Raw genomic sequence first — 18,044 nt, 5'->3', positions numbered from 1 at the left:
CGGAAATCGATACCGTTCATCGCATGGCCGACACGGTCCACATGTCGAACGTCCGGGGTGTTCTGGTTGGTGACGACAACGTCCAGAACAACCATTTCGGCGGAGCCGGACCGGTCGATCCGGAGGTGCTGCTGCGTCACGTACGCGAGCTGGCGCCCGCGCACCTGGAAGGACGGGACGCCGAGCTGGCCGAGCTGGCCGCGTTCTGTCGCGGCGCCGAGGCGTGCGCGCGGTGGGAGGCCGAGCCGTGGGCCGGCAAGACGGCGCTGCTCGCCACGTTCGTGCTGCACCCGCCCCAGGACGTCGATGTCCTGCACTTCTTCGTCCGCGCCGGTGAGTCGGCCTGGAACGACAGCCGTGCCTTCGCCGCGTCGCTGCACGCGCAGCTCGTCACGCACCTCGGAGCGCAGATGTCCGGTACCGATGACCCCGGCCTGTTCCAGAGCGAGGTCGCGGTCATGCTCGACCGGGCGGCGGAGCGGGCGGACGCGGCGGGTCGCCGCCTGGTGCTCGTCGTCGACGGCATCGACGAGGACCAGAGCCGCAACCGGACGCCGGTACTGCCCAGCATCGTGACGCTGCTGCCCGCGGTACCGCATCCGGCGCTCAGGATCATCCTGACCGGCCGCGAGCAGCTCGACCAGGCCACCGATCTGGTCGACACGGACCATCCCGCGCTGCGCGCCCAGGTGCGCAGGCTCAGCGGGTCGGCCCAGGCCGCCTCGATCAAGCGGACGGCCCGGCTCGAGTTCGACGTCATGACGCGCAGCGGGCAGCTGGCCGACGACCTTCTCGGGTTCACGGTCGTCTCCGAGGGCGGAATCCCGCTGGCCGACATCGCCGCGCTGGCCGAGGTCAGGGAACACCTGGTGCGTGAGTTGCTGGTGACCGTGGGAGGCCGGACCCTACGATCGACCGGGTTCCCCGACGGCGGCGAGGGATTGGTCTTCACGCACAACGACCTGCGCGAAGCCGCGATCAACGGGCTGGGCGCCGCCATGATCGCCCGGTACCGGGCCCGTGTGGCGGCCTGGGCGGCCACGTACCGCGACCGGAGGTGGCCCGGCCAGACTCCGTTCTTCCTGGCCGCCCGGTACGGCCGGATGCTCGCCGATGCCGACGACGTGGATGCACTCACCGACCTCGCCCTCGACGCCGCCCGCCACGGCATGCAACGCCGCCGGCTCGGCGGGGACGGCCCGGCGCTCGGCGAGATCGGCGACGCTCAGCGGTTGTGGTGCCGGCGGGACTCGCCCGATCTGGACCGGGTCGCCCGGCTGGCCCGCACGCGGTGGGAGCTGACCCGGCCGAACCTGTACCTGCCCGAGCACCTACCGGCAACGTGGGCCCTGCTCGGCCGCGTGCCGGAGGCGATGGCTCAGGTCGGCGCCATGGACGACGGCGAGCACCGAGCGGCCACCGAGCGCCGGCTGTTCGCGGCGCTGCTGCAGCGCGGCGACTGGGCTCGCGCCGCGGCCCTGACCGGGTCGCCGGAGGATCTCTACGTCGTCGCCCTGACCATGGCGGAGCGGGGGCTGTCCGACGGCGATGACCTCATCGCCCAGGCCGTCGCCGCCGGACTCACCGACGCGCCGATCGGCTACGCCCGGACCCGCGGCGAGGACTACGCGCGCACGCTCGATCCGGACCTCCGCGACGCCGCGTTGTTCCAGGTCGTCGGCGGGCTGGCCCAGCGGGGCGAGCTGGACGAGGCGCGCCGGGTCGCGGGCGGGATTCGCGACGAGGTGTTCCGCGCGTTCGGCCGGCTGATCGTCATCGACAACGGTGACGGGACAATCAACGAGGGGCAGTACCGCCGGATGAGCGCCCTGGCCGAGCGCAACCCGTACCTGCGGGAGGGCTTCCTCGCCACGCTCTCCCGGTGTCTGGCCCGGGCGGGGCAGATCGTGCCCGCTTGGAGGATCGTCTCGCGGGCGCTGACCGAGCCGGACGAACCCTGCCTGGACCTGGTCGGAATCCTTGCCGACAGCGGCGATTTCGACAATGCCGAGAACATCGCGCGGATAGCCGGCACGTCCGGCGCTGGCGACCTGCTGTGCGAGCGGTATGTCGACGCCGGCCAGACCGAACGGGCGCTCGCGTTCGGCCGGTCCCTGCCCGACACGACCAGACAGGCACGGGCCGCGGCCATCATCGGAGCGAAGCTCATAGCCCGGGGCGACCCGCGCGGCCGCGCGACCCTGGAGGACGCGCGGAGCCTGGCCCTCACCACCGAGAACCGCTCGCTCGCCTCCGTGGCGATCCTTTCGGCGCGCAGCGGGGACTTCGAGGCCACGCTGCGGCTCCTGCGGCTGATGCCACGGGATGAACTGATCAGCGCGGTGCATCCGATCGCCCAGGGCGGCCACGAGGTTGCGCTGCGCGCGCTCGAGCTGCTCGACGACCCGGTCGAGCGGGCCGAGGCCGCATTGACGCTCGCGGAGGCGGCCATCGCCCGCGACCGCCCCGAACTGGCCCGGCAGGCGGTGCTGCTGGCCCTCCAGGAACAGCTCACCGACGCGGAACTGGCGTTCGACGATCCGGACTTCGACCCCGCGGGCCTCGACCCCGATGACCTGGTCAACGCGTCCGAACTGCTGGCCCGGGCGGCCTGGCTGCTCGTCCGGGCCGGTGCGGCGCAGGACGCACGCCGGGTCGCGGCCCAGGCCGAGGCGGCTTCCCGGCTCGGCGATGACACGGAGTATGCCGACGTCAAGACCGGGCTGCTGGCCATCGGACTGGCCTGGCTCGGCGACCTCGCCGCCGCGGAGGACGCGGTGTTACGCATCACCGACCACCAGCCCCGCATCGAGGCGACGGCCGTCATCGCGGTCATCGCCGCGGAACAGGGAGAAGACGAGGCGGCCATCCGGCTCGCCGCCGGCATCCAGGACGACGAGGCCGGCGGGGAGACCCTGCTGGCGGTCACCGATCTGCTCGCCAAGGCCGGTCGGCTGCACAACGCCTCCCGCGCGGCGCAGCTCCTTGCGGACGGCATCGGCCGGGCCAAGGCGCTCGCGGCGGTCGCCGAGGCCTATGCCACAAGCGATCCGGAGTACGCCGAGACGCTGGCGCACCACGGGATCGCGCTGCTGACGCCGCAACGCGACATTGCCCTGGCCGAGGTGGCCGCCGCGCTCGCCGCCATCATGGTCCGGACAGGGAGTCCCGAGCAGGTCGCCGTGGTCGAGCGGCGGCTGCCGGACGGGCTTCAGCGCGCGCTGTTCCACGCCGAGCTCGCGGCCCGGGCCGGCGCCGACCACGCCCGCAAGGCGCAGCTCCTCGCGACAGAGCTGATGGATCCGCGCGACCGGGGTCTCGTCTACGCGCAACTCGTGCACGCCTGGGGCGAGCTCGGCGACGGCCCGATGGTCAGACACATGGTCGACGCCGCCGTCGACCTGGCCCGATCGGCGCCCGCCCGCAGTGACACCTGGTTCTCGTTTGCGCTGGCGTACGGCATCGAGGCGCTCTGCCGGACCGGGCAGCCCGACCGGGCGGAGCGGCTGGTCGCGGACGCGCCCCCGTCGCCGTCCGGTCGCATGCAGGTCTTTCTCGCCGCAACACTGGCCCGGGCCGGTTACGCCGATGCCGCGGAACGTGTCGCTGACGCATGTGGCGACGGGCACGATCCGGCGTGGGCGTGGAACCGGCTCGAGCCGGCCCACACCGACGTCCGGGACCTGGCGCTCGCCGAGGTATCGACCGCCTTGGCAAGGGACCCGGACCGCGCCCTGCGGATCGCCCGGCGCATCAACGCCCCGGCACAGCGTGCCGGCGCTCTCGCCGCGATCGCGCTCGATCTGTTCAAGCGCCGGCGGCCGGTGCGTGCCCGGCGGGTGCTGACCGAGGCCTGGTCACTCGGCGAATGGGAGGCGCCGCTGCAGGTGCTGGCGCAGATCGCCCCGGAGACGGCCCGCACGGTACTCGCGCAGCCCTGACATCACCCCGCGCGCGCCGGATTCTCGTTCAGTGCCGCCGCCGTTCGTGGGTGCGGCCCGTGTGGAGGCGTTCGACGTGGCCGCAGTAGCACTCGAGGTCGATCAGCACGCCGGCGTCGGTGTTGCGAAGGCTGCGGATGCGCCGCTCGGAGAGCAGGACGCGGGAACGGTGGGCCGGGCAGTCGATGACGAACATGTCCTCAGCCTGCGCCGCGGCGGCATCGGCCAACAGTGGCAGACCTGCATAGGATCGCCGATTTTCTGCCATCATGGGTGGCGTGGGTACCCCATTCACCAGCGTCGCCGCGTATGTGGCCGACGGCACCGGCGCGCTGGGCGTCGGCATCGCCAGCGAGATCTTCGGCTTCGACCGCCGGCCTCGCGGCGGCCCGGGGTTCGACTTCGCCGTCTGCGCCGACCGGCCGGGGCCGGTGACCACGGACAGCGGGCTCAAGGTGGTGATCGAGCACGGCCTGGACCGGCTCGCCGCCGCCGACCTCGTGCTGGTGACCTCCTGGGACGCGTTCGGCCTCGAGCCGTCGCCGGAGGCGCTGGCGGCGATCCGGACCGCGTACGAGCGGGGCGCGACCGTCGCCGGCTACTGCACCGGCACTTACGTGCTGGCCGCGGCCGGGCTGCTGGACGGGCGGCGGGCCACCACGCACTGGCGGTGGGCCGCGGCCATGGCGGAGCGATTTCCCGCCGTCGCGGTGCTGCCGGAGGTGCTCTACGTCGACGAGGGCCGGGTCGTCACCGGGGCGGGCGGCGCGGCGGGCGTCGACATGTGCCTGTATCTGCTGCGCCGCGAGTACGGCGCCTCCGTGGCCAACGAGATCGCCCGCGACATGGTCGTGCCGCCCCACCGCGACGGCGGCCAGGCCCAGTACGTGGCGGCGCCGGTACCGGTCGACTGCGACGACGAAAGGCTGGCCGGGGTGCTCGCCTGGGCCCGCGACCACCTGGACGGCCCGTTGACGGTGGAGACGCTGGCCACCCGGGCGCTGATGAGCCAGCGCTCGTTCGCCCGCCGCTTCACGGCCGCCACGGGCTCGACGCCGCACGCCTGGGTGCTCAGCCAGCGGCTGAACCGCGCGGAGGAGCTGCTGGAGACGGCCGGCCTGTCGATCGAGGAGGTCGCCCGGCGCGTCGGCTTCGGCACCGCCGCGACCCTGCGTGAGCAGTTCGTCCGCCGCCGCGGCGTGCCGCCCCGCGACTACCGCAAGGCCTTCTCGAGCTGACGGAGCGGCGTCAGGAGACCGCCGCCCGCACCACGTCCTCGGCGAAGGCCACCGCCGCGGCCGCGCTGCCCCGGTTGCCCAGCGCCGCGCCGTTGGTGTTGGCGCCGTCGATGATGAGGGCGAGCCGATCGGCCAGCGCCTTCGGATCGGCCGCGCCGGCTCGCTCGGCCAGGTCCAGGAGCAGGTCCTGGACGACGGTGAAGTGCCGCACCGCCACCGGGTGGACGGGGTGGGCGGCGTCGGGGAACTCGGCGTGCGTGTTGTGCACCGGGCAGCCCCGGTACCCGGGCGCGGTCGCGTGCTCCACCGTGGTGCGCACGATCGCGACGAGCTGAGCCGCCGGGTCGTCCGGGAACGGCGCCGTCGCGGCCTCGATCATCGCCGTCCAGGCGTCGCGGCACCGCCCGAGATAGGCCACCACGAGCTCGTCCTTGGTCGCGAACTCGCGGTACAGCAGGTTCTTGCCGCAGCCGAGCTCGTCGATGACCTGCTGCAGGCCGACGGCGTGCACGCCGTACGTGTCGAAGAGCCGCGTCGCGGCATCGAGAATCCGCTGCCGTGCGGTCGGGTCCGGTCTGCGTGCCATGGCTGCCTCCGCCGACCATCATAACGGACTGATTGGTCCGCCATCCTTGACAGCCCGGGCGCGGCGTTGCCAGACTCGGACCGATCGGTCCCGGACCGTTCGGTCCCGCTTGAAGGGGTACACCATGGATCTGCAGCTTTCCGGCAAGACCGCCGTCGTCACCGGCGGCAGCAAGGGCATCGGCCTCGAGGTCGTCCGCACCCTCCTGAGCGAGGGCATGCGCGTCGTGACCGGGTCCCGCACCATCACGGACGGCCTGCGTGCCACCGCCGCCGTCCCGGTCGCCGTCGATCTGTCCACACCGGACGGTCCGGCCACACTCATCGACCGCGCCCTGGCCGAACTGGGCGGGATCGACGTGCTGGTCAACAACGTGGGCATCGGCGACGCCGCCGACGTGGCCCAGGGCGCCCTGCTCAACCTCGTCGACCTGCCCGACAGCGCCTGGCAGCACACGTTCGACCTGCACTTCTACACCGCGCTCCGAGCCACTCGCGCGGCTTTGCCGAGCCTCATCGAGCGCCGCGGTACCGTCATCAACGTCTCCTCGGCCGGCGCCCGCCTGGTCACCGCCGGGCCCGTCGACTACAACGTCGCCAAGGCCGCGCTCAACGCGCTGACCAAGGTGATCGCCGAGCAGTTCGGCCCGCAGGGCGTCCGGGCGATCACCGTCGCCCCCGGGCCGGTGTCCACCGGCGTCTGGACCGACCCGGACGGCTTCATCGCGCACGTCGCCGCGCAGCAGGGCCTCCCCCACGACGCCTTCGCCAAGCAGCTGATGGCCACGCTCGGCGCGTCGACCGGCCGGCTGAGCACACCCGCGGAGGTCGCCCGGCTGATCGCGTTCGCCGCCTCGCCGAACAACATCACCGGCGCCGAGTACCTTATCGACGGCGGGGTGGTGAAGAGCGCCTGACGTTTATCGGTTGACGCCTCGGCTAACCGATGTAACCGTTACGGTGGTTACGTCGCCGGATGGTGGCGGGGAATGGAGGCGCCGGGTGGCACCGCACAGTTCCGGCGAGGCGGCGATCCTGCTCTCGTCGGCCGTGTACGGCATCAGCGCCACCGTGTCGGTGGTCGCGCTGGACGCGGTGCGCCCGGCCGACCTCCTGGCCGTCGAGCTCATCGGCGCCGCCGCGGTGCTCCTCGGCGTCGCGGCGGCGCGCGGGCGGCTGCGGCGGCGCGGCGCCGTGCGGAACCTGCTCCTCGGCAGCCTGTTCCCCGGCGCGACGTTCCTGCTGGCCGACCTCGGGCTGGCGCGCACGAGCGCGTCCAGCGGCAGCCTGCTCGTGGCCGTCGACCCGTTGCTCTCCGTGCTGCTGGCCGTCGTCGTGCTCGGTGAACGGCTGCGCGGCCGGGCCGCCGCCGCGCTCGGCATCGGCCTCGCCGGCAGCGTCCTCGTGGCGCTCGGGCCCGGCGCCGGCGGTACCGACGCCGGCTCTTCCACCGGCAACCTCCTGGTGCTCGGCGCCGTCGCGGCGGGTGCGGTCTTCCTGGTCGCCAGCCGCCGCTACAGCGCGGACGACGACGGCGACGGCTTCGGCGCCGGGGCCTGGCAGACGGCCGGCGGCGCGCTGAGCACGGCGCCGTTCGTCATCGCCTCCTGGAGCGGCGGCGGCAGCCGGCTGGCCACGGCGGGCGTCGCGGCGTGGACGGCGTGCATCGGCGTGGTGCTGTGCGGCGCGGTCGCCGGCGTCGCCTACAACCGCGGCATCGGCCGCGTGCCCGCCGCCCGGGCCGGGCAGCTGATGAACCTGACGCCGGTCGTCGGTACCCTGACCGCGGTCGTGTTCCTCGGCGACCGCCCGACCCTGCCGCAGCTGGCGGGCGGCGCGGCCATCCTCGCCGGCCTGGCCCTGTTCCTGCACACCACACCGAGCCCGCCCGACGACCCGCCCGGCCTTGCGGCGCCGGCCACCGCCGGTACAGCCGACCTGAACCTACCCGCCGTCGGAGGTGCCACGTGACCATCCCGGTCCGCTGCATTGCGGTCGCCGGCGTGGCGGCGGAGCGGCTGGTGCCGATCCTGCACGACGCCGAGGAGGACGACGAACGCATCCGGTCCGCGCTGCGCGACCCTTCCTGCCAGGCCTACGCGGCCCTGGACGGCGACGAGCCGGTCGGCGCGGCCGTGGTCCGCTGGGACGATCGGGAGCCCAGCGAGATCCTCTACATCGCGGTCGCCGCCGGCCGCCGGGGCACGGGCCTGGGCCGGCGGATCATCGCCGCGATCCTCGAGGAGCTGCCCGGGCACGGCCGGGAGCTGCTCGTCGGCACGGCCAACTGCGCGCTGGACAACATCGCCTTCTACCAGAAGTGCGGCTTCCGGATGCACTCGGTCAAGCGCGACTTCTTCGACTACATCCAGCCGCCGCTGCGCGAGCACGGGATCATCATGCGCGACATGATCGTGTTCGGCTACGACACCGGCGACGCGTCCGAGCAACCGGTGAAGCGCGTATAGTGGTTGCGTGGACGACGAGGAGCTGCTCATCGCGGTGGCCAACACCGCGCACGGCGCCGACGACGAGCTCGCCGACGGCCGGTCGGTGCGGCAGTGGTGGCAGGGCCTGGGCGGCCGGAGCGCGCCGCGGTCGGCCGACGCCGAGGCGGTCGCGCTCCTGCGCACCCTGCGGGCCGTGATCCGCGCCCTGGCGCTGCGGAACAACGGCATCGACAGCGCCGTGGACGCCGCCGCCCTGGACGGCCTCACGCTCCGGCCGGACCTGGGCGGCGGCGCTGCGGGACTGCGCGCCGATGCCGCCGGCGACCTCGCCCGCGACATCGGCGCCGCCACCGTCACGGCGTTGCTGCGCGCCTCCGCCCGCCCGTCGTGGCCGCGGCTGAAGGCGTGCCGGGGCGAGGACTGCCGGTGGGTGTTCCTCGACGGCTCCCGCAACACCTCCCGCCGCTGGTGCGACATGGCGGCCTGCGGCAACCGGGCCAAGTCCACGGCGTTTCGCAGCCGGCACCGCGGTACCGACGAAACGTGAGGCGGGACGCGAGCCGCCCGGATCAGTCCCGGGCGAACGCGTAGCCCACGATCACCGCCGCCGACACGATGATGTGGCCCGGCGCGAGGTCCGCCTCGAGGGCGTCGACGCTGCTCGCGGAGTGGCTGCGGTACCGCTGCGTATACGGCGAGTCCGAGTCGACGTCCTCGACGTGCAGGACGGCGCCGAGGCGCACGCCCGCCTCCTGCGCGTACAGCTCCGCCTTGCCCCGCGCCGCCGCGACCGCGCGCCGGCGGGCGGCGGCCCGCAGTTCGCGCTTCGTGGTGACATCGAAGTCGACGGCCTCGAGCTCGTTCGCCCCGGCCGCCACCACGTCGACGAGCAACGGCTCGACGTCGTCCAGATTGCCCGACTCAACGGCAAAGGCGGCCTGGCAGCGGTACCCGACCGGCCGATTCGTCCCGTCGACGTACTCCGTCGCCGTCTTGAGGTCGAGCCGCGACGACTGCACGTCCCCGTCCGCGACCCCGTGCTCGCGCAACGCGGCCCGCACCGCCCGGACCGCGCCGCGGGTCTCCGCGAACGCACCGGCCGGACTCTGCTCGATCCGCACGATCTTGAACCGGACCCGCACCAGATCCGGCATGGCCTTCACGCTCGCCGCGCCGAACGTGGCGATCCCCCATGGACGCTCAACCATCTGCATGCGGCGATGCTAGACACGCGACCCGAAGCGGATGGACTCCTCCGGTCGCCCGGTTTTCGCTACGGCACGAAGACGATGCGGTCGTCCGTCTCGGCCGTCCACGCCGGGCCGACCTCGGCGAGCGGCACCGCGCGGGCCCGCACGTCGAGAGCGCCCTCCGCCACCGCTACCGCCAGCCCCGGCAGCTCCGCGATGAAGTCGCGGGCGGGGACCGAGCCGATCCCGCTGCCGACGATCTGCAGCCGGGCCGAGCCCAGCGCGACCGACGGCACCGGCGCGGTCGCACCGCCCACCGACCCGATCTGGATCCAGGTCAGCGGGGCGGCGCGGTCCTTGCGGGCGGTGAGCATCGGGACCATGGCGCCGGCCACGGCCTCGCCCCAGACGTAGTCGACTACGACGTCGACGTCCGCCGCCTGCTCGAGACGGTCCAGCGTGCACGTCTCGTCGGCGCCCAGGGCGCGCAGTGCCTCGAGGCGCGCCGCGTCCCGCCCGGCGGCGATGACGTGCGCGGCTCCGAACAGCTTCGCGACCTGTACCGCCATCCGCCCGGCGTTCCCGGTGGCGCCGATGACGAGGACGCGCTGACCCGGGGCGAACTCGATACGGCGGCGCAGCGCCACCCAGGAGGACATCCCGGGGTTCATCGCGGCGGCGATGCGGACCGGGTCGACGCCGTCCGGCAGCACCACGCTGCGGCGGACGTCGATCACGGTCCGCTCCGCGAACGTCCCGAGCTTCGTGTCGTCGAGGGCGACGTAGCGCAGCCGCCCGGACCCGTCGCGCACGACACCGTCGGCGCCCGGCACGAGCGGGAACGTGCCGCTGCTGCTGTAGTGCGCGCCGGTGGCCTTGGCCCGGGTCAGGTGGTGCAGGCCGGCCGCGAGCACCTCCACGACCATCTCGTTGTCGTCGGCCGCGATCGGCTCCGGCTGAGCGTCAGCGTTGCGCGGTCGAGCCGCAGGGCGTGCGGCTGCCCGTGCGGGTCGACGCCCCGTTGGTCGCGGTGACCCGGAACGCGCCTACTGAACCGGAAAATGGTCGGCCCGGGCGTGCGCCGCCGCCGGCTGACCGCGGCGGCCGTCGCGCGGCACCCGCAGGACGAACCGGCCGCCGTGGGGCTGGTTCGGTGTGTAGCTGATGTCCAGCCCGCCGGCTTCGGCGAGCCGGGCGACGAGGTACAGGCCGAGGCCGGTGCCGGGTTTGGTGGTGGCGACGCCGCGGCCGGCGCGGGTGAACCGGTCGAACAGGTGCGGTACGAACTCGTCGGGAACGCCTTCGCCGGCATCGCGCACCTCGACCCGGATGTGGTCCTTGTCGTTGACCACGACGACCTCGACCGGCGGGGCGCCGTACTTGGTGGCGTTGCCGAGGAGGTTGCCGATGATCAGCTGGAGGTGGGCCGGGTCGGCCAGGCCGATCGTCTCGTCGGGGGCGGTCGCGGCGATCGGCTGGCCGTTCGTCGCGGTGTGCGTGGTCACCGCCTCGCGGACCGCGTGGGCGATGTCCAGGCGCAGGGGCCGGGCCACCAGCGCCCCGGCGTCCAGCTGCGCCAGCGTGAGGACCTCGGTGACCAGCCCGGCGGCGCGGTGCCCGGCGGCGGTCATCCGCTGCACGTACAGCTGCTTGTCCTGCTCGACGACGCCGTCCCAGTCGTCGAGCAGGACCTCGCCGAAGGTCACCACGGTCGTCAGCGGGGTGCGCACGTCGTGGCTGAGCATGGCCATGAAGTCGTGCACCTGGGCGTTGGCGCGCTGCAGCGCGGTGGCGCGTTCGTCCAGCTCGACGAGGTGCTGCTGCCGGTCGCGCTCCAGAGCGCGCTGGGCCGTGACGTCGATGACCTGGATCGCGACGTGCTGCGGCCGACCGGCCTGGTCGTGCAGACCGAACGGGAGCACCTGATCGCGCAGGCCGGACGCGACGCCAGCGAACGCCGGTTGCAGCACGCGCGCCGGCTGGAGAGCCTCGGCCAGCTCGCCGGCGGCGTGGCCCACGACTTCAACAACATCCTGGCCGTCATCAGCAACTACACCGCGATGGTCCTCGCGACGCTGGACAGCCCGGCGCCGGACCCGGGCGACCTGGCCGACGCCCGCACCGACCTGGGCCAGGTCAGCCGGGCCGCGGAGCGGGCCGCCCGGCTGACCAAGCAGTTGCTGGCGTTCGGCCGGCGCGACATCACCCAGGCCACCGTGCTGAGCCTCAACCACGTCATCGGTGACGTCGAGCAGATGCTGCGCCGTTCCCTCGGCGAGCACATCCACCTGATCACCGGCGTGGACCGCCGGCTGTGGCCGGTCCACGCCGACGCCGGCCAGCTCGAACAGATCCTGGTGAACCTGGCCGTCAACGCCCGCGACGCCATGCCCGGCGGCGGCACGCTGTCCATCGACACCAGCAACGCCCGGCTCGGCGACGACGACGTCGCCGGCACGCCCTGCAGTCCGGCCGGTACATCCGCCTGAGGGTCCGACACCGGCAGCGGCATGCCGCCGGAAGTGATCGAACGTGCCTTCGAACCGTTCTTCACCACCAAACCGAAGGGCTCCGGCACGGGCCTCGGACTGGCCACCGTGTACGGCATCGCCGCCGCTGCTCCATCGCCGCAGCAACGCGGTGAGTAGCGCGACGCCGGCGCGATCCTTCGCCAGCACGTCGTCTTCGGTGTCCGCCGCCGGCGCCGGTCTGACCGGCAAGACCGGCGCCTGGTCCGCCGCCACGGTCGGCATGTCCCGCGGAGGCGCCGGCGGCTACCGACATCGACGCGCAGGGCGGCGATAATCGACGTAGCCGCCGACCGCCGCGGCGGCATCGAGGACGGTTGGGAGCGCCAGGTGGTTGACTCGACACCGTTCGCCGGCCATGCGGGACCGGTCCGGGCCGTAGCCCTCGCGCCGGGCGGCGACCGCCTGTTCACGGCGGGACACGACGGCGTCGCCCGGTTGTGGAGCATCTCCGGCGGCCGGTTGATCCGGGCCTTCGGCGGCCACGACCGCCATCTCAACGCCGTCGCGGTGACGCCCGACGGCTCGACCCTGCTCACCGCCGGCTTCGACCGGGTCGTACGCGTATGGGACGTCGACTCGGGCGCGCTGCGCCAGACGATGGCCGCGCACGAGCGTGAGGTCCGTGCGGTCGCGATCTTCCCTGACGGCGCCACGGCCGTGAGCGCCGGATTCGATGGCGTGCCGCTGGTGTGGGACATCGCGTCCGGTACCGTCCGGCACCGCCTCGGTGCCGTGAAACCGGAGGAGGACTTCCTCCCGGTCCGGGAGCCGATGGGCATCGGCGCGGTCGCGGTCGCGCACGACGGCGAGTGGCTGCTGACGCTCCGCTTCGACGGGACCGTCGAACGGTGGGACACGGTGACCGGTCAGCTCGCGTTCACCGCCGAGCATTGCGCGAGACCGTTCGGCGAGTTCATCCTCGGGCCGGACCAGATCCTGATCGGTTCGCTGCTGATCGCGCCCGACGACGGCTGGTTCCTGACCGGCAACGCGTCGAGCTTCGAACCGATCTCCAGTCACGCCGACGGGTCGCCTCCGGCATCGCAATTCGGCGCGTTCGGCGTCTTCGACACCACCGACGGCCGTCTGCTGGCCCTGAGCGAGGAGCTGCCCGCGAACGTGTACGCGGCCGCCCTGGCCGACGGCGGCGACACCGTCGTCACCGTCGACGGCCGGTTGCAGGTGAGCACCTGGGACCGCCGCGGCGGCCGGGTGACGTCGGCCGTCGCGGCGGAGACGACCGGGGCCCACGGCGACCTCCACGCCGTCGCGGTCACCGCCGACGGCGCCCGGATCGTAACGGCCGGCGACGACGGGACCGCGCGTGCTCCACCGGACCACCGGCGCCGCCGAGCAGGTATTCGACGCCGGCGGTCCGGGCGGCCGCATCAACGACGTCGCGATCACGCACGACGGCGAACACGTCGTCACGGCCGGCAACGACGGCATCGCGCGGGTCTGGGACCTGACGACCGGAACCCCGGTCAGCGAGTTCCGCGGACACCGGGGCTGGATCCGCCGGGTCCTGATCACTCCGGAAGACGCCCGGGTGCTGACGATCGGACACGACTACACCGCCCAGATCTGGAACCGGTTCACGGGCGAGCAGGTGCGCACGGTGCGATCGGGCGGCAAGACGTTCCTGACCGGGCCGGTGTCCGACGACGGACGGCAGTTCGCAACGGTCGACGCCAACGGCAACGTCGTCCGATGGTCGTTGTCGACAGGAACGGCCGTCGCGACCGCGGACACGTCGCAAGCGAGCATCGCGGCCGTCGCGTATCTGCCCGGCGGGAACGGCATCGCCTATCTCGACCACGAAACGCTCAACATCGACTTCGGCGCCGACGCCCCACCGCGGGAGATCGACATCAGCTCACGGAGCCGGTGTCTCGCGGTCTCCGCGGACCGTCGCCACGTGTGGGTCGGCCTGGACCGGAGCGGTCCCGACCTGATCGATGTCGACGCCGGGACCGTCGAGCGGAGCCATGCCTCGCCCGCCGGGTCGCTGAGCCTCGCGCTGACGCCGGACGAGAGCGTCCTCGTCACCGGCGGCTGGGACGGCGACGTCGCCATCCGCGACACCGCCGTCGGCGACGCCTTCGCCACCGTACCGGCCCATACCGGACCGGTGACGGGACTCGCCATCATGCCCGACGGAGCCGAGTTCGTCAGCGTCGGGCACGACGGGGCGATCCGGGTGTGGGACCGGGCCGGGCGACCCCTGCGCGGCACGGCGAGCGCGGGCGCCTCCGAGCGGCTCGCCAGCCCGCGCAGCGACGCTCCGAGCGCCGTCGACCTGCTCGGCGTCGGCCGGGACGTTCGGGCCCTGGCCACACTGATCGCCGCGGCCAACACGACACCGCCGGTGTCGATCGCGCTGCTCGGGCCGTGGGGGGCCGGCAAGTCCAGCCTGATGCTGCAGGTCGAGGCCGAGGTGTACCGTCTCGCCGGTTCGGCGGTCGGGCGGCCGCGGACGTCGGCGTTCGTCAGCAACGTGGCGCAGGTGCGGTTCAACGCCTGGCACTTCAGCGACGACAAGGTCTGGACCGGGCTCGTCGGCCAGCTGTTCCGCACACTCGCCGGCGGCGAGCCGGTGGCTCCGGCGGGAGCACCGGGCGCAGCGGGGAGCCCGAGCGAACGACTGCACCAGGCCGAGGCCGAGCGGGCCACGGTCGGGGCGGCACTGGAGGCGCTGGATGCCGAGAACGGCAGCGGGCGCCGATGGCGGGTCCGGAGCCGCGCGATCGCCCGGCAGGTCCGCCGTCGGCTGCCGGTGATCGGCGGCGGCGCCGTCCTCGCCGCTGCCGGGGGCGTGGCCTGGCACGAGGTCCAGTCGGCGTGGCCGGCCGTGCTGGGCCTGGCCGCGGTCGCCGGGGCGGTGGCCAGCGCGTGGCGAGCGGTCCGCAGCGGCCTGCACCGCGCGGAGGAGCTCCTGAACGTCGAGCGCGAGCACCTGCAACGGCGCCGGGCCGAGCTCGACGACGCCGTCGGCCTGCTGCAGGAGGAGGTCGTGCGCACCGACCCGGAGGTGCGGCTGCGGGAGTTCCTGGCCGATCAGGCCAACGGTGGCGGCTACACGGCCTACCGGGGCATCCTGGCCCGGGTCAGCGACGACCTGCAGCAACTGAGCCGGCGGCTGCACGATGCCTACGACGCCTGGTCCAGCGGCGGCTCCAAGCGACGACCGCCGCTGCAGCGCATCGTGTTGTACGTCGACGACCTCGACCGCTGCGTCCCCGCCCGGGTCGTGGAAACGCTGCAGGCCCTGCACCTGCTGCTGACCGAGCCGCTGTTCATCGTCGTGGTCGCGGTCGACCCCCAGTGGCTGCTGCGCTGCCTCGACCAGCACCACCGGCAGCTCTTCCCCGGCTCGCCCATGAGCACCGCCCGGCATCTCGACTACCTCGACAAGATCTTCCAGATCCCGTACGCGCTGCCGCCGATGGACGAACGGGCCGGCGCTTACCTGCGGGCCCTGGTCGAACCACTCGGCCGCCGCGATGTGGGTGACCCGCCGCCCGCAGTGGCAACGCCGGCCGGCACACCCACGTCCGGCTCGGCCGCGTCACCGTCACCGTCACCGTCACCGTCACCGTCACCGTCACCGTCACCGTCACCGGAGACGATGCCGGCGGCCTCGGCACCGGTTGACGCACCGCCGGAGACTCCGGACGCGATCCAGGTCGAGCCGGATGCGGGCGACCCGCCGCCCGAGATGCGCGAGCTTCGGCTCCGGACCGCCGAGGTCGAGTTCATTCCGCGGCTCGCCCCGTTGCTGCCGACGCCACGGGCCGGAAAAAAGCTGGTGAACCTGTACCGGCTGATCCGCAACGGCATCGACGACGGCGCGCTGGTCGCCTTCCTCGGCGACCCCGTGCACGGCGGCGCGTACCAGGCCGTGCTGGTACTGCTGGCGATCATCGTCGGGCGGCCGGGCAGCGGCGGCGTGCTCCTCGCCGGGATCGGGCGGGCCGGCGAGGACGCCGCCGACATCGTCGAGGTCATACGCCGCCTGGCCACCGGGACGGCGGGCGACGCACCGGTCGAGCAGCGCGCGGCGCTGGGCGCGATCGCCGATGCCGTGGCCCAGATCGCCCCGAAGGGCACCGCCGGACGGAACACGGCGCACTACCGGACCTGGATGCCGGCCGTCGCCCGGCTCAGCTTCTACACGCAGTCCTTGTTCACCGCGCCACCGTGAACGCACGGCGTTCTGTGAGCGATCACTTCAACGACCGGGCGTACGAATCGAAGCATTGACATCAACTGGTGTGAGCGCTAACACTAGGTTGCTCCCGGCCGCAGTGACCATGCGTCGGTCACCCCGCCAACGCGGCCGGCGTACGCAGCCGAAGGAGATCGCCATGGGGATCGTCGGGTTCAGGCCAGGGCGTACGCGCGCCGTCGTGGCGGGTGCGCTCATCGCCCTCGCCGCGCTGGCCACCGCCGTCAGCGCCGGCCAGGCCACCGCCGTCGCCGCACCCGCCGCGGCCGCGGCCGCGGTGGTCAGCGCTCCCCCGATGGGCTGGGCGTCGTGGAACACGTTCGCCGCGCAGATCAACGCCAACGTCATCAAGGCGCAGGCCGACGCGATGGTCTCCTCGGGCCTCAAGGACGCCGGATACCAGTACGTCAACATCGACGAGGGCTGGTGGCAGGGCACCCGCGACGGGGCCGGCAACATCGTCGTCGACACGAACGAGTGGCCCGGCGGCATGAAGGCGATCGCCGACTACATCCACAGCAAGGGCCTGAAGGCCGGCATCTACACCGACGCCGGGCGCGACGGCTGCGGCTACTACTTCCCCACCGGCCGCCCCGCCGCGCCCGGGTCCGGCAGCGAGGGCCACTACGACCAGGACTTCCTGCAGTTCTCCCAGTGGGGCTTCGACTTCGTGAAGGTGGACTGGTGCGGCGGTGACGCGGAAGGGCTCAACGCGCGCAACGCGTACCAGGCGATCAGCGACTCGATCGGGCGGGCCACCGCGCAGACCGGCCGGCCGATGGTGCTGTCGATCTGCAACTGGGGCCGGCAGAACCCCTGGGACTGGGCGCCGGGGATGTCGAGCATGTGGCGCACCAGCGCGGACATCATCTACTTCGGCGAGAGCCCGTCGATGGACCGGGTGCTGACGAACTTCGACGCCGCGCAGCACCCCACGGCGCAGTCCGCCGGCCACTACAACGACCCGGACATGCTCATCGCCGGGATGCCCGGCTTCACCGCCGCGCAGAACCGGACCCACGTCGGCATGTGGGCCATCTCGGGGGCCCCGCTGCTGGCCGGCAACAACCTCACCCAGATGAGCAGTGACACCCGCGCGATCCTGACCAATCGCGAGGTCATCGCGGTGGACCAGGACTCGCTGGGCCGCCAGGGCACGAGGGTGGCCGAGGATCAGACGGGCCGCCAGGTGTACAGCAAGACGCTGTCCGGCTCCGGACGCCGGGCGGTGCTGCTGCTCAACCGCACCGGCTCGGCCGGCAACATCACCGTTCGCTGGTCGGACCTCGGCCTGACGGGCTCGGCCACCGTACGCAACCTGTGGACCGCCACGGACGCCGGCAGCTTCAGCGGCAGCTACACCACCTCGGTCCCGGCGCACGAGGCGGTCCTGCTCACCGTGGCCGGCACCGACGGCAGCAGCCCGGCGGGCGTCTCGATCGTGGGTACCCAGTCCGGCCGCTGCATCGACATCAACAACTCGAGCACCACCAACGGCACGCAGGCGCAGCTGTGGGACTGCGGCGGCCAGGCCAATCAGAAGTGGACGTACACCTCAGGCAAGCAGCTCATGATCTACGGCAACAAGTGCCTGGACGCGTACAACAAAGGCACCACCAACGGCACGACCGTCGTGATCTGGGACTGCAACGGACAGACGAACCAGCAATGGAACGTCAACACCAACGGGACCATCACCGGCGTGCAGTCCGGCCTGTGCGTGGACGCCTCCGGCGCGGCGACCGCCAACGGCACAAAGATCATCTTGTGGACCTGCGGCAACGGTACCAACCAGAGGTGGACGCTGCGGTAAGCGCGTCCGGGCACGTCAGCGACTGAGCAGCGTATCCGGCTTGACGACCAGTGCGTCGTCAAGCCGGG

15 protein-coding genes and 1 pseudogene are annotated in these 18,044 nt (G+C 73.0%); 11 read left to right on the top strand and 5 right to left on the bottom strand.

Features of this window, described 5'->3' with window-relative positions:
* Positions 1 to 23 precede the first annotated feature (23 nt).
* On the top strand, positions 24 to 3,941 hold the full coding sequence (locus ACPPVO_RS25670; protein WP_426513697.1) for a hypothetical protein: 3,918 nt from the start codon (positions 24 to 26) through the stop codon (positions 3,939 to 3,941).
* 28 nt (positions 3,942 to 3,969) lie between these two features.
* On the opposite strand, the gene ACPPVO_RS25665 is transcribed toward ACPPVO_RS25670, so the two are convergent.
* On the bottom strand, positions 3,970 to 4,137 hold the full coding sequence (locus ACPPVO_RS25665; protein WP_426513696.1) for a hypothetical protein: 168 nt from the start codon (positions 4,135 to 4,137) through the stop codon (positions 3,970 to 3,972).
* 82 nt (positions 4,138 to 4,219) lie between these two features.
* On the opposite strand from ACPPVO_RS25665, the gene ACPPVO_RS25660 reads away from it, so the two are divergent.
* Positions 4,220 to 5,179: a GlxA family transcriptional regulator gene (locus ACPPVO_RS25660; RefSeq protein ID WP_426513695.1), complete on the top strand. Its 960-nt coding sequence runs from the start codon at positions 4,220 to 4,222 to the stop codon at positions 5,177 to 5,179.
* 10 nt (positions 5,180 to 5,189) lie between these two features.
* Here ACPPVO_RS25660 and ACPPVO_RS25655 read toward each other — a convergent pair whose 3' ends face one another.
* Positions 5,190 to 5,765, bottom strand: coding sequence for a TetR/AcrR family transcriptional regulator (locus ACPPVO_RS25655; RefSeq protein WP_426513694.1), 576 nt, complete (start codon positions 5,763 to 5,765; stop codon positions 5,190 to 5,192).
* A gap of 124 nt (positions 5,766 to 5,889) precedes the next feature.
* Here ACPPVO_RS25655 and ACPPVO_RS25650 point away from each other — a divergent pair, with 124 nt between their 5' ends.
* The 4 genes from ACPPVO_RS25650 (at position 5,890) to ACPPVO_RS25635 (ending at position 8,761) form a co-directional block, all read left to right on the top strand.
* Entirely contained in the window at positions 5,890 to 6,681 is a 792-nt protein-coding gene (locus ACPPVO_RS25650) for an SDR family oxidoreductase (RefSeq protein ID WP_426513693.1), read from the top strand.
* A gap of 85 nt (positions 6,682 to 6,766) precedes the next feature.
* Positions 6,767 to 7,735 (top strand): DMT family transporter, encoded by a 969-nt coding sequence (locus tag ACPPVO_RS25645; protein WP_426513692.1) that lies wholly within the window; start codon positions 6,767 to 6,769, stop codon positions 7,733 to 7,735.
* Positions 7,732 to 8,232, top strand: a complete 501-nt coding sequence (locus ACPPVO_RS25640) for a GNAT family N-acetyltransferase (RefSeq protein ID WP_426513691.1) — start codon at positions 7,732 to 7,734, stop codon at positions 8,230 to 8,232. The genes ACPPVO_RS25645 and ACPPVO_RS25640 overlap by 4 nt, the downstream gene beginning before the upstream one ends.
* Before the next feature lie 7 nt (positions 8,233 to 8,239).
* Entirely contained in the window at positions 8,240 to 8,761 is a 522-nt protein-coding gene (locus ACPPVO_RS25635) for a CGNR zinc finger domain-containing protein (protein ID WP_426513690.1), read from the top strand.
* A gap of 22 nt (positions 8,762 to 8,783) precedes the next feature.
* On the opposite strand, the gene ACPPVO_RS25630 is transcribed toward ACPPVO_RS25635, so the two are convergent.
* The 3 genes from ACPPVO_RS25630 to ACPPVO_RS25620 form a co-directional block, all read right to left on the bottom strand.
* Positions 8,784 to 9,428, bottom strand: a complete 645-nt coding sequence (locus tag ACPPVO_RS25630; protein WP_426513689.1) for an SIMPL domain-containing protein — start codon at positions 9,426 to 9,428, stop codon at positions 8,784 to 8,786.
* A 59-nt stretch (positions 9,429 to 9,487) separates the two neighbouring features.
* Entirely contained in the window at positions 9,488 to 10,330 is an 843-nt protein-coding gene (locus ACPPVO_RS25625; protein WP_426513688.1) for a zinc-binding dehydrogenase, read from the bottom strand.
* 120 nt (positions 10,331 to 10,450) lie between these two features.
* Entirely contained in the window at positions 10,451 to 11,326 is an 876-nt protein-coding gene (locus tag ACPPVO_RS25620) for a sensor histidine kinase (RefSeq protein ID WP_426513687.1), read from the bottom strand.
* On the opposite strand from ACPPVO_RS25620, the gene ACPPVO_RS25615 reads away from it, so the two are divergent.
* The 5 genes and pseudogenes from ACPPVO_RS25615 (at position 11,282) to ACPPVO_RS25595 (ending at position 17,976) form a co-directional block, all read left to right on the top strand.
* Positions 11,282 to 11,893: a histidine kinase dimerization/phospho-acceptor domain-containing protein gene (locus ACPPVO_RS25615; RefSeq protein ID WP_426513686.1), complete on the top strand. Its 612-nt coding sequence runs from the start codon at positions 11,282 to 11,284 to the stop codon at positions 11,891 to 11,893. The genes ACPPVO_RS25620 and ACPPVO_RS25615 overlap by 45 nt on opposite strands.
* A gap of 21 nt (positions 11,894 to 11,914) precedes the next feature.
* Positions 11,915 to 12,052, top strand: a complete 138-nt coding sequence (locus tag ACPPVO_RS25610) for an ATP-binding protein (RefSeq protein ID WP_426513685.1) — start codon at positions 11,915 to 11,917, stop codon at positions 12,050 to 12,052.
* A 210-nt stretch (positions 12,053 to 12,262) separates the two neighbouring features.
* Positions 12,263 to 12,580 (top strand): annotated as a pseudogene (locus ACPPVO_RS25605) (WD40 repeat domain-containing protein); the annotation flags it as partial.
* Positions 12,581 to 13,259: 679 nt separating this feature from the next.
* Positions 13,260 to 16,139 (top strand): P-loop NTPase fold protein, encoded by a 2,880-nt coding sequence (locus tag ACPPVO_RS25600; protein ID WP_426513684.1) that lies wholly within the window; start codon positions 13,260 to 13,262, stop codon positions 16,137 to 16,139.
* Positions 16,140 to 16,302: 163 nt separating this feature from the next.
* The gene (locus tag ACPPVO_RS25595; RefSeq protein ID WP_426513683.1) at positions 16,303 to 17,976 is read left to right on the top strand and encodes a glycoside hydrolase family 27 protein; all 1,674 of its coding nucleotides are present in this window, start codon (positions 16,303 to 16,305) and stop codon (positions 17,974 to 17,976) included.
* Positions 17,977 to 18,044 lie beyond the last annotated feature (68 nt).

The organism is Dactylosporangium sp. McL0621, from assembly GCF_049995355.1.
In the GTDB taxonomy this organism is placed as follows: Bacteria; Actinomycetota; Actinomycetes; order Mycobacteriales; family Micromonosporaceae; genus Dactylosporangium.
This window is presented reverse-complemented; position numbering and strand designations above follow the sequence as displayed.